At 74.1% G+C, this 10747-nt stretch carries 10 protein-coding genes; 4 read left to right on the top strand and 6 right to left on the bottom strand.

Features of this window, described 5'->3' with window-relative positions:
* Positions 1-93: 93 nt before the first annotated feature.
* Together ACFP3V_RS17405 and ACFP3V_RS17400 are read right to left on the bottom strand one after the other, a co-directional pair.
* A complete protein-coding gene (locus tag ACFP3V_RS17405) occupies positions 94-624 on the bottom strand; it encodes an alkyl hydroperoxide reductase (protein WP_380584375.1) in 531 nt (176 codons plus the stop codon).
* A 4-nt stretch (positions 625-628) separates the two neighbouring features.
* Positions 629-1183 carry a peroxiredoxin gene (locus tag ACFP3V_RS17400; RefSeq protein WP_380584373.1) on the bottom strand — a complete coding sequence of 185 codons (555 nt, stop codon included), beginning with the start codon at positions 1181-1183 and terminating at the stop codon, positions 629-631.
* Between the two features lie 139 nt (positions 1184-1322).
* On the opposite strand from ACFP3V_RS17400, the gene ACFP3V_RS17395 reads away from it, so the two are divergent.
* Both ACFP3V_RS17395 and ACFP3V_RS17390 read left to right on the top strand, forming a co-directional pair.
* The gene (locus tag ACFP3V_RS17395) at positions 1323-2246 is read left to right on the top strand and encodes a LysR substrate-binding domain-containing protein (protein WP_380584452.1); all 924 of its coding nucleotides are present in this window, start codon (positions 1323-1325) and stop codon (positions 2244-2246) included.
* 84 nt (positions 2247-2330) lie between these two features.
* Positions 2331-3299: a pirin family protein gene (locus ACFP3V_RS17390; protein WP_380584371.1), complete on the top strand. Its 969-nt coding sequence runs from the start codon at positions 2331-2333 to the stop codon at positions 3297-3299.
* A gap of 39 nt (positions 3300-3338) precedes the next feature.
* On the opposite strand, the gene ACFP3V_RS17385 is transcribed toward ACFP3V_RS17390, so the two are convergent.
* Positions 3339-4238, bottom strand: a complete 900-nt coding sequence (locus ACFP3V_RS17385; protein ID WP_380584369.1) for a helix-turn-helix domain-containing protein — start codon at positions 4236-4238, stop codon at positions 3339-3341.
* A gap of 65 nt (positions 4239-4303) precedes the next feature.
* On the opposite strand from ACFP3V_RS17385, the gene ACFP3V_RS17380 reads away from it, so the two are divergent.
* A complete protein-coding gene (locus ACFP3V_RS17380; RefSeq protein ID WP_380584367.1) occupies positions 4304-5794 on the top strand; it encodes an alpha/beta fold hydrolase in 1491 nt (496 codons plus the stop codon).
* Positions 5795-5801: 7 nt separating this feature from the next.
* Here the strand turns inward: ACFP3V_RS17380 and ACFP3V_RS17375 are convergent, their stop codons facing one another.
* Positions 5802-7199, bottom strand: coding sequence for a serine hydrolase domain-containing protein (locus tag ACFP3V_RS17375; RefSeq protein WP_380584365.1), 1398 nt, complete (start codon positions 7197-7199; stop codon positions 5802-5804).
* A 98-nt stretch (positions 7200-7297) separates the two neighbouring features.
* Between ACFP3V_RS17375 and ACFP3V_RS17370 the strand changes: the two genes are divergently transcribed.
* On the top strand, positions 7298-7972 hold the full coding sequence (locus ACFP3V_RS17370) for a TetR/AcrR family transcriptional regulator (RefSeq protein WP_380584364.1): 675 nt from the start codon (positions 7298-7300) through the stop codon (positions 7970-7972).
* A 141-nt stretch (positions 7973-8113) separates the two neighbouring features.
* Here ACFP3V_RS17370 and ACFP3V_RS17365 read toward each other — a convergent pair whose 3' ends face one another.
* Both ACFP3V_RS17365 and ACFP3V_RS17360 read right to left on the bottom strand, forming a co-directional pair.
* Complete coding sequence (locus tag ACFP3V_RS17365; RefSeq protein ID WP_380584363.1) at positions 8114-9328, bottom strand: glycoside hydrolase family 3 N-terminal domain-containing protein; 1215 nt, start codon at positions 9326-9328, stop codon at positions 8114-8116.
* Positions 9329-9420: 92 nt separating this feature from the next.
* The gene (locus ACFP3V_RS17360; RefSeq protein WP_380584361.1) at positions 9421-10647 is read right to left on the bottom strand and encodes an MFS transporter; all 1227 of its coding nucleotides are present in this window, start codon (positions 10645-10647) and stop codon (positions 9421-9423) included.
* Between the last annotated feature and the right edge of the window lie 100 nt (positions 10648-10747).

Genomic DNA, 10747 nt, shown 5'->3' with positions numbered 1-10747 from the left:
CGGACCTCCGTGGGTGGTGGGCTGGTCGCGGTGGGGGGGCACCTCCGGCCCGAAGGGCGGGAGATCCCCGCGCCCCTGGAGGGGCTTCGCGCCTCAGGCCAGGCGGCCTTCCGCTTCCAAGGTGACGCCCACGGCCTGGACGACGGCGGCGATCTTCACCGCGGCCTGGATCGTCTCGCGCTCCACGCCCGCCTTGCGCAGCACCTGCTCGTGGGAGTCCAGGCACTGGCCGCAGCCGTTGATCGCCGAGACGGCCAGGCACCAGAGCTCGAAGTCGACCTTCTCCACACCGGGGTTGCCGATGACGTTCATCCGCAGGCCGGCCCGCATCGTCCCGTACTCCTTGTCGGAGAGCAGGTGCAGCGTCCGGTAGTAGACGTTGTTCATCGCCATGACGGCGGCAGCCGCCTTCGCGGCCTGGTAGGCCTCGGGCTTCAGGTTGGCCTTGGCCTCGGGCTCCAGCTCGGCCAGCACCCGCTCGCTGCGCGAGGCGATCGCGCAGGCCAGCACCGTGCCCCAGAGCTGCTGCTCGGGCAGGTCGGCGTTGCCGATCACCGAGCCCAGGTTGAGCTTGAGGTCCTTCGCGTACTCCGGCAGCGCGGCCTTCAGTTCGTCGAGGGCCATGGCGTCACTCGCCCGAGAGCAGGGCGACCGGGTCCAGGGTCTGCTCGCCCTTGTTCCAGTTGCAGGGGCACAGCTCGTCGGTCTGCAGGGCGTCCAGCACCCGCAGGACCTCCTTGGGGTTACGGCCGACGGAGCCGGCGGTGACCATGACGAACTGGATCTCGTTGTTCGGGTCCACGATGAAGACGGCGCGCTGGGCGGTGCCGTCCGCGTTCTCGACGCCGCAGTCGCGCATCAGCTCGTGCTTGATGTCGGCCAGCATCGGGAAGGGCAGGTCGCGCAGGTCCTTGTGGTCCTTGCGCCACGCGTGGTGGACGTACTCCGAGTCGCCGGAGACGCCGAGGATCTGGGCGTCGCGGTCGGCGAACTCCTCGTTCAGCTTGCCGAACGCCGCGATCTCGGTCGGGCAGACGAAGGTGAAGTCCATCGGCCAGAAGAAGACCACGCGCCACTTGCCCTCGTAGGACTTGTGGTTGATGGCCTCGAACTCCTGGCCGGGCTCCAGCGAGACGCAGGCGTTGAGTTCGAACTCCGGGAACTTGTCACCGATGGTGAGCACGTGCGGTAACTCCTTGGCGCTGGGTGAGGGATTTGCCCGGTTGCGTATGGTTCCGCAACCCGGCACCGCTCCCCACCGTGACACGGAGTGCACTGATCAGGGAAATAGCTACACTGGTGATCATTGATCGGAGGAAGTTATCAGTAAGACCCGCACCCCCACCTTCGCCCAGCTGCGTGCCTACGTCGCCCTCGTCGAACACCGGCACTTCCGGGACGCCGCCGCCGCGCTGCACATGAGCCAGCCCGCGCTGTCCGGTGCGGTCGCGGCGCTGGAGGAGGCGCTGGACGCGCAGCTGGTCGAGCGGACCACCCGCAAGGTGATCATCACGCCGCTCGGCGAGCGCGTCGCCGCCCATGCCCGCCGGGTGCTCGGCGGCATGCAGGCGCTGACCGAGGAGGTCGAAGCGGCCCGGCGGCCGTTCACCGGGCCGCTGCACCTCGGGGTGATCCCGACCGTCGCGCCCTACCTGCTGCCCACCGTGCTCAACCTGGCCCGCGGGCGGTACCCGGACCTGGACCTGCACGTGCACGAGGAGCGCACGCACCAGCTGCTGGACGGCCTGGCCACCGGGCGGCTCGACCTGCTGCTGCTCGCGCTGCCCGCCGGTGCCGGCATGGCCGACATCCCCCTCTTCGAGGAGGACTTCGTGCTGGTCACCCCGCCCGACCACCCGCTCGCGGGCCGGGCGGACGTCCCCCGGGACGTGCTGCTCGACCTGGACGTGCTGCTGCTCGAAGAGGGCCACTGCCTGCGCGACCAGGCGCTGGACCTGTGCCGGGAGGTCGGCGCGGAGCCCGGCGCGACCCGGGCGGCCGGGCTGTCCACGCTGGTCCAACTCGTCGCCGGCGGCCTCGGCGTGACGCTGCTTCCGGCCACCGCGCTGGACGTCGAGACCTCGCGCTCCGACCGGCTCGCGGCCACCCGCTTCGCCGCCCCCGCGCCCGGTCGGCGGATCGGTCTCACGCACCGGCCCGGCAGCGCGCGGACGGAGGAGTACCGGCGTTTCGCACAGGACCTCAGAGAGGCGTTGCGGCCGCTGCCGGTGCGGCTACTGTCGTGACGTCAGGCATCCGCTGCCGAAGGGGAGATGGCGGCGGGCAGCGGCGGCCGGGCGGTACCAGCCGGGAGCGAGGAAGGGCGCGAGATGAGCAACCTGGATCTGAAGCCGGAGCCGACACTGTGCGGGGGCCGGGAGGAGGTCTCCGCCCAGCCGGTGCGGGAGTTGCTGACCGGCAAGGTGGTGCCACTGGGGGAGAGCACGGTGGTGCGGCGGCTGCTGCCGAACCTGGGCCGCCGCATGGTCGGCGCCTGGTGCTTCGTCGACCACTACGGGCCCGACGACATCGAGCGGGAGCCCGGGATGCAGGTGGCCCCGCACCCGCACATCGGGCTGCAGACGGTCAGCTGGCTGCACGACGGCCTGGTCGAGCACCGGGACAGCCTCGGCAGCCTGGCCACCGTGCGTCCGCGCGAGCTGGGCCTGATGACGGCCGGGCGCGGCATCTCGCACTCGGAGCAGTCCCCGAAGCAGCACGGCAGGTGGCTGCACGGAGCCCAGCTGTGGGTGGCCCTGCCCGACGGGGACCGGCAGGCCGAGCCCGCGTTCGAGCACCACCCCGATCTGCCGGAGGCGGTCGGCCAGGGGGTCAACGCCCGAGTGATCCTGGGCGAGGTGGACGGGGCGCGCTCGCCGGGCCGCACCTTCACCCCGATCGTCGGCGCTGACCTGACGCTCACTCCGGGAGCCGACGCGCGGCTGCCGGTGGAGCCGGACTTCGAGTACGCCGTGCTCGGCATGAAGGGCACGGTCGTGGTCGACGGCGCGGTGCCGGTCGAGCCCGGCGCCATGCTCTACCTCGGCTGCGGCAGGCGGGAGTTGGCACTGCGGGCGGAGGGCGGCGGCAGCGTGCTGCTGCTCGGCGGGGAGCCCTTCGAGGAGAAGCTGGTCATGTGGTGGAACTTCGTGGCCCGCACCGACGCGGAGATCCGCCAGGCCCGGGAGGACTGGATGGGCGGCGACCGCTTCGGCCGGGTGCGCGGCTTCGACGGCGCCCCCATCCCCGCGCCGCCGGTGCCGCCGACCCCGCTCAAGTCGCGGGGGCGCGTGCGCTGAACGTGCCGCACGGTGGCTTCGGTCCAGCGATCAGGAGGGTCACGCGCTGACGTCGAGTCCGGACCGGAGCCAGTCCTCGGCGGCGCCCAGGGTCGGGTCGGCGCCGGGGCCCGCCACGGCGGCGGCGAGCGACCAGTAGCGGGCCATCACCGGGTGGTCGGCCGCCGCCAGTTGCGCGGGCAGCGCCCGGCGGAAGTCGGGGGAGTCGCGCCGGCCGGTCGCCCCGGCGTAGGCGGCGACGTAGCAGTCGAGCGCGGGCCCCGGGCCGGGAGCGCGTCCGGCGGTCAAGTCCGCTGCCGCCAGGGCGTACGCCTCGCGCAGGCCGTCGTAGAGGACGTCCGCCCGCAGGTCGGCGGGAGGGCGGTGCGACGCCAGACAGGTGTCGGTGGCCCTGGCGGCGAGCGCGTGCAGCCGGGCGAAGGCGAGGACCTGCGCGGGGCTGGGATCCGCAGGCGGCTGCGGCACCGCGGCGTCCACCACGGAGGCACGCAGGCGGGCGGACAGCCGGGGCGGCAGCAGCCGCCGCCAGTAGGCGGCGAGCGCGGCGGTGCTCGGGGGGACGGACACGGCGCCGACCAGTTCCAGACGCTCCGTCAACTCCTCGGGCGGGCTCTCGTGCAGCAGCCGCAGCGCGGCCTCGCGCCAGCGCAGGGCCGCGAGCCGGGTGCCCAGCTCGCCCAACTGCCGTGCCACGACCGTCTCCAGGGCATCGTCCCGGTCCAGGGCCCGCCCCACCTCCGGCACCGGGACGTCCAGCGCGCGCAGCGAGCGGATCCGGCGCAGCCGCGCCAGCGCCTCGGGCGGGTAGCGGCGGTGCCCGCCGCCGCTCCGGGCGGCCTCGGGGAGCAGCCCCTGGTCGGAGTAGAAGCGGACGGTCTTGACGGTGACCCCGGCCTGCCGGGCCAGTTCGCCGATGCTCAGGGTGTCGTCACGGACCACGACTTGAACCTCCCGCTGGGGGAGTTCCTACGGTACCGGCACTGTCGATCAGTCAGGAGGCAGCGATGACTGCGTTCGTACTCGTGTCCGGTCCGTTCACCGGCGGTGAGGTGTGGCAGGCGGTGGCGGAACGGCTGCGCGCCGCGGGGGCGGAGGCGCATCCGGTGACGCTGGACCGGGACCCGGGCAGTGACCTGGAGACGCACGTCCAGGACGTGCTCCGGGCGGTGGACTCCGTCGCAGCGGCCGGGGACCTGGTCCTCGTCGGGCACGACTACGGCATCCACCCGGTCCTCGGGGCGGCGGACCGGCGCGTGGACCGGATCGCCCGCATCGTCTACCTGGACGCCGGGCTGCCGCAGGACGGGGATCTGCCGCTCGCACTCGTGCCGGACCCGGACGTGCACCGCCGCCTGGCCGGTGCGGACGAGGCGGACCTCACGCCCGTCCCGGTCCCGGAGCCGGAGGAGTGGCAGCGCTGGGGCAGCACCGCCGGGCTGACGGCCGCTCAGCTGGAGCGGCTCAGCCGCGCCTCGCTGCCGCAGCCGCGCCGGACGCTGACCCGGCCGCTGCGCCTGAGCGGCGCTGTCGACGCGATCCCGACCAGCGGCGTGCTCTGCACCACCGGCGGGCTGCTGACCGTCGACGCCGTCCAGGAGCTGGTCCGGGTGGGGCCGCCGCACCTGCGCCGACTGGCCGACCCGCGGGTCGGCTTCCTCGAACTGCCCACCGGCCATTGGCCGATGCTGTCCGGTCCGGAGGAGCTGGCCGAGGCGCTGCTCCGAGCTGCGGCCGGCGGGGGCCGGCGGCTCACCCTGCCCGACGACGCCCCCGGCTACCTCTGTCCGTTCCCGCTCCAGGTCCCCGAGGCGCCCCGGGTCCGGCGCGGACGGCTGGACCTGCACCTGCCGCAGTCGGGAGGGGAGCCACGCCCCGCCGTGCTCTTCGTCCACGGCGGGCCGGTGCCCGCGGACCGCGTGCCCACCCCGCGGGACGTCCCCTTCTACCAGGGCTACGCCCGCCTCGCCGCCGCGCAGGGGGTGGTCGGCGCGGTGGTCGACCACGGCCTGCACACCCTGGCCGACTACGGCCGGGCGGCGCTCGACGTCGCCGAGGCCGTGGCGGTCCTGCGCGCAGAACCGCAGGTGGACCCGGACCGCATCGCCCTCTGGTTCTTCTCCGCGGGCGGCCTGCTGAGCACCGACGGGATAGCCGAGCACCCGGACTGGCTGCGCTGCGTGGCGCTGAGCTACCCCGTCCTGGCCCCGCTGCCGGGCTGGTTCGCGGTCGACCCCCGGCTGCGTCCGGCCGCCGCGATCGCGGCGGCCGGTGCCGACGCCCCGCCGCTGGTGCTGGTCCGCGCGGGACGGGAGGCACCCCAGGTGGCGGAGACCGTCGCCGCCTTCCTCGCGGCGGCGGAGCAGGCCAAGGCGGCCGTCGAGATCGTGGACGCCCCGAACGGCGGCCACGCCTTCGACATGACCGAGTCGACGGACGAGGTCCGGGCGGTCGTCGGGGAGGCCATGCGGGCCGTCCTCGTCCGGCTTCAGGGCTGACGGGACATCAGGCCGAAGCGGCGGCGCGGGGGAAGAGGCGCCCGGCCAGGTCCACGCCGACGACCGCGCCGTCGGCGTCCCGGGTGAAGAAGCCGCGCTGCCCCTTCAGGCCGCCCTCGGTGATGACGTACTCGTCGCCGTCGCCGGGCAGGAAGCCGAAGGCGGCCGCGGGGTGGTCCGCGGGCATCCCGGCAGCGGAGGCGGCGCGGATCTCGCGCTTGATGCGGACCGCCAGGGTGAGCCGCTCCCCGTCGGCGGCGATGTCGAGGTCGAGGGCGTCGATGGCGTAGCGGCCGGCGACCTCCCGGGCGCGGGGCTCGTCGTACGGCAGCGGGGCGGGCTCCTGCTCGACCGCGCCGAGGTGGTGCGCCAACGCCCAGCGCAGCACGGCCTGGTTGAACTGGTGGCCTGCGGGGCCGGAGTTGGCCAGGGAGACCACCGCGAAGTCGTGCTCGGGCGCGATCAGCAGTTCGGCGAACTGGCCGTTGCCCGAGCCGCCGTGGCCGATGGTGGCCACCCCGCCGACGTCGCGCAGGAACCAGCAGATGCCCAGGGCGTCGCCGAGGGCGCTGGCCCGCAGCGCCACGGTCGGCTGCTGCATGCGCCGCACGTCGCGGGCGGGCAGTACGCCCGCGCCCGCGTTCCCGCCCAGGTGGAAGCGGGCCCAGCGCAACAGGTCGCTCGCACAGGAGGCGGCCCCGCCACCCGGGTTGTTGCCCCGGGATCCGGCCGGGCGGCCCTTCCACGGCAGTGCCGGGCGCAACTCGCCGTCCTCGCCCCGGTTGTGGCCGAGCGCGAAGCGGCGCAGCACGACCTCGTCCAGGTCGAACACGGTGTCCGCCAACCCGGCGGGCTCCAGGACGAGTCGGGCGACGGCCTGCTCGTAGGGGAGCCCGGTCACCCGCTCGACGACCAGCCCGGCGAGGTTGTAACCCGCCTGGCTGTAGGACGCGCGGCTGCCGGGTGCGGCCACCAGGTCGAGCCGGTGCAGCTGGGCGACGAAGGCGGCGAGCGAGCCGTCGCCTTCCTCGCCGCCCACCAGGTTCCAGTCCAACCCCGAGGTGTGGTTGAGGAGTTGGCGCACGGTGATCGAGGCCGCGGCCGACGCGTCCGCCAGCCGCAGCTCCGGGACGTAGCGGCGCACCGGCGCGTCGAGGTCGACCAGGCCGTCGGCGGCCAGGCGCATCAGCGCGGTCGCGGTGAAGGTCTTGGTCACCGACGCGATGTGGAACAGGGTGTGCTCGTCCACCGGCTGCGGGTGGGTGGCGGAGGTCACGCCGTGTGCGGCGTATTGCTCCTGACCCTTGCTCAGGATGCCGACGCAGACGCCCGGGACGCCGAATTCCGCTGCCGCGGCGGCGACGAACGCGGACAGCTCGGACTGGTGCGGATGGTGCTGGGACATGGTTTCCCCCTTGATGGCCCACGCACTTGAACTAAGTACAAGTGAAGCGTAGGGCCGCTCTTGAACTTTGTGCAAGTAGGTGGGCTAGGCTGCCGTCCATGCCCAGGAGCACGCTGACCCGCGACCAGATCGTCCGCGCCGCCATCGACCTGCTCGACGAGGAGGGGCTGGACGGCCTCAACATGCGCAGCCTCGGCCGACGGCTCAACTCGGCTGCCACAGCGATCTACTGGCACATCAGGACCAAGGACGAGCTGGTCCGGCTGGCCGCGGACGCGGTCTGGACGGAGGTCGCCGTTCCCGACCTCGACACCACCGACTGGCGCGCGGCCGCCACCGAGACGGCCTCGGGCATGTACGCCATGCTCCAGCGGCACCCCTGGCTCGGCCAGGCCTTCGGGGCCCACTTCCTCTACGGTCCGGGCAAGTCCCGCCTCGACGACCGCAGCCTGGCCGTCTACGAGAAGGCCGGGTTCGCCCCGGCCGACGCGGACCGGGCCGCCGCCTCGGTGTTCGTCTACGTCCTCGGCAGCGCCCTCGGCGCGGCGGCGCGGGTCGCGCTCAACCGCAGGGTGGCCCGGGGCGGGGAGGAGGCGGAGCGCCAGCAGGCGGAGGCGGCGGCCCAGGCGGCCGCCATCGCCGACGGGTTCCCCAGGCTGCGCGCCCGCCTGGACTCCCCCGCCGCGGACTACGCGGCCGCGCCCGACGCGAGCTTCGAGTTCGGCCTGCGAGCCCTGCTCGACGGGTTCGAAGCCCGACTGGCCCACGGCTGAGGCGGCGCGGCCGCCCCAGAACGGCGCGTGGCTGTGGACGCGTGCGCTCCGCCGCGTGGCCGCACTCGCCTCGCCCCCGTGGCCTGGGTGCGCGGGGCGCTCCCGCCCGAACGAAGGGGGCCTCGCGCCCCTCGCGGGGGCTTACGCGCTGCAGAGGTTCACATGGCGGGCGGCGAGGATGTGGCCCGCGGCGTCGATCAGGCGGGAGCGCGACAGCTGGCCGGAGGCCACCGCAGACGTGATCCGCGACGCGATCGCGTTCGTCTCGGCCTGGACGTTGGACACGAGTCCGAACAGCACCATGTCCGCCCCGCTGCGCAGGGCCTGGACCGCCGCTCCGGGCACGCTCCAGCCCGCGGCGGAAATCGCCCGCGCCGTCAGCGAGTCCGTCAGGACCAGGCCGTGGAAGCCCAGCTTCCCGCGCAGTTCGTAGGAGATCAGCGTGGGCGAGATGCTGCCCGGGTTCGTCGCGAGGCCAGGCACGCTCGCGTTCGACGTCATCACCGCCGGCGCGCCCGCCGCGATCGCGGCCTTGAACGGCGGGATCGCGACCGTCTGCTCCGTCGACCAGGGGAGCGTGTGCGCCGGTCCGTCGTCGGTGTTGTAGCTGGCGTAGCCCAGGCCGGGGAAGTGCTTGACCACGGGGATCACACCGCCGCTGCGCAGCCCGTTCAGGTACGCCACCGTGTCCCGGGACACGGTGGCCGTGCTGCCGCTGAAGGACCGCACGCCGTCGGGGTTGCTCGCGCTCGGCAGGACGTTGCGGCCGTCCACGTCGGCCACCGGGGCGAGGTCCATGTTCACCCCGGCCGCCGCCATCCTGACCGCGACGGCGTGCACGGCGGACTGGATCTGGGCAGGCGTCCAGTTGGTGCCCATGGTCCGGGCCCACGGCAGCGAGCCGACGAGGTTGGCCATCCGCTGGATGCCGCCGCCCTCCTCGTCGGTCATCACCAACAGGCCCAGGTGGCCGGGCACATGGCCGCGCAGCGCGGCGAGCTGGGAACCCAGGTTCGTGGGGGCCGTCGAGCCGAACAGCAGCACGCCGCCCGCACCCTGGGCCACCTCGGTGGTGACCTGGCCCGGCGAGGTCTCGGACACCGGGACGGCGATCGTCAGCATGGCCAGCCGAGTGTTCGACCAGGTCGCCAGCCTGCTCGCGTTGGTGCACGTGGTGGCGGCCGCAGCCGCCGCCGGAGCCGGAGTAGGGGCCGCCTCGGGCGCGGCGACGGCGCCGGAGGTCAGCACGAGCGCGGCGCACGCGGTCAGCGCGCCGACCGTCGGCCAGGGGCGGAAGGACCGCAGCGACCGGAAGGGCAGGACGGAGCGGGCGGGAGTGATGGATCGGTTCGGCATGGGACTCGGCCTCCTCGGCCCCAGCGTAGGCCGGTTCCCCGGTCCCGGCACCGCACCGAACACGCCTGTTGCGGCAGGGAACTGACCTGCCCTCAGCGGCCGATGCCCGCGTCCTGGTCCGCAGCCGCCGCGACGGCCCCGGCCGCGCCGCTGCTGCTCACCGTGCGGCTCGGGCGCTCGTCCCGGTCCACGGCCCACGCGGTGCCGGAGATGACCAGGCCCAGACCGGCCAGGGCCGCGCCGACCAGCAGCGGGGAGGTCCAGCCGAGGCCCGCGGCCAGGGCGAGGCCGCCGAAGTAGGCGCCCTGCGCGTTGGCCAGGTTGAACGCGCCCTGCACGGTGGCCGACGCCAGCGTCGGCGCGCTGTGCGCCTTCCGCATCACCAGCGTCTGCAGGGCCGGGACGGCCGCGAAGCCGAAGCAGCCGACGAGGACCACCGTCAGCGCGGCCGACCACTCGGCCCGGGCGGTGAACGCAAAGGCGGCCAGGGTCAGGCCCAGCAGCAGGAAGCTCCCGCAGACCGCGGGGCGCAGCGCCCGGTCCGCGGCCCAGCCGCCGAGCGCGTTGCCGAGCGTCATGCCGACCCCGAACAGCGCCAGTACGAGCGTCACCGAGCCCGGGGCGAAGCCGGAGACGTGGGTGAGCAGCGGCGCGATGTAGCTGTAGCAGGCGAAGAAGCCGCCGCAGCCGAGGATCACCGTGGTCAGCGCCAGCCACAGCTGGCCGCTCCGGAAGGTGCCCAACTCCCGCCGCAGGCTTGCCTGTTCGGGCTTGGGGAGATGCGGCACCAGGCGGGCGATGGCCAGCGTGCCCAAGCCGCCGATCGCCACCACGACCAGCATGGTGACGCGCCAGCCGAGGTCCTGGCCGAGCAGCGTGGCGGCGGGGACGCCGACGATGTTGGCCACGGTCAGCCCGGCGAACATCACCGACAGCGCCCGGGCCCGCAGGTGCGGCGCGGCCAGCTCGGCCGCGGCCACGGCGCCCGCACCGAAGAAGGCGCCGTGCGGCAGTCCGGTGACCAGCCGGGCGGCGGCCAGCGACCAGAAGTTCGGCGCGAGCGCGCAGAGCAGGTTGCCGACGGTGAACAGGCCCGCGAGCGCCACCAGGGTCGTCTTCCGGGGGAGCCGTGTCGCCGCCGCGGTGAGCAGCGGTGCGCCGAGGACCACGCCGATGGCGTAGGCGGAGATCAGCCAGCCCGCCTGCGGGATGGAGACGTGCAGGCTGTCGGCGATCTGCGGCAGCAGTCCCATCGCCGCGAACTCGGTGGTGCCGATGGCGAACGCGGTCAGGGCGAGCGCGAGCAGGGCGACAGGCATGCGGACTCCGTTGCGAGGTGGGAGGGGTTTCGCGCCGGCGTCGCTGCCACGCATCGGGCACCACGGTAACGCGCCGTCAGGAACGCGTGGACGCCCCACC

The organism is Streptacidiphilus monticola (assembly GCF_042658505.1).
In the GTDB taxonomy this organism is placed as follows: Bacteria; Actinomycetota; Actinomycetes; order Streptomycetales; family Streptomycetaceae; genus Streptacidiphilus; species Streptacidiphilus monticola.
This window is presented reverse-complemented; position numbering and strand designations above follow the sequence as displayed.

What these genes read in the sequence shown, in the direction of transcription:
- ACFP3V_RS17375 (WP_380584365.1), bottom strand. Translation starts at nt 7,199, where the DNA reads ATGTCCCAGCACCATCCGCACCAGTCCGAGCTGTCCGCGTTCGTCGCC.
- ACFP3V_RS17370 (WP_380584364.1), top strand. Translation starts at nt 7,298, where the DNA reads ATGCCCAGGAGCACGCTGACCCGCGACCAGATCGTCCGCGCCGCCATC.
- ACFP3V_RS17365 (WP_380584363.1), bottom strand. Translation starts at nt 9,328, where the DNA reads ATGCCGAACCGATCCATCACTCCCGCCCGCTCCGTCCTGCCCTTCCGG.
- ACFP3V_RS17390 (WP_380584371.1), top strand. Translation starts at nt 2,331, where the DNA reads ATGAGCAACCTGGATCTGAAGCCGGAGCCGACACTGTGCGGGGGCCGG.
- ACFP3V_RS17405 (WP_380584375.1), bottom strand. Translation starts at nt 624, where the DNA reads ATGGCCCTCGACGAACTGAAGGCCGCGCTGCCGGAGTACGCGAAGGAC.
- ACFP3V_RS17360 (WP_380584361.1), bottom strand. Translation starts at nt 10,647, where the DNA reads ATGCCTGTCGCCCTGCTCGCGCTCGCCCTGACCGCGTTCGCCATCGGC.
- ACFP3V_RS17380 (WP_380584367.1), top strand. Translation starts at nt 4,304, where the DNA reads ATGACTGCGTTCGTACTCGTGTCCGGTCCGTTCACCGGCGGTGAGGTG.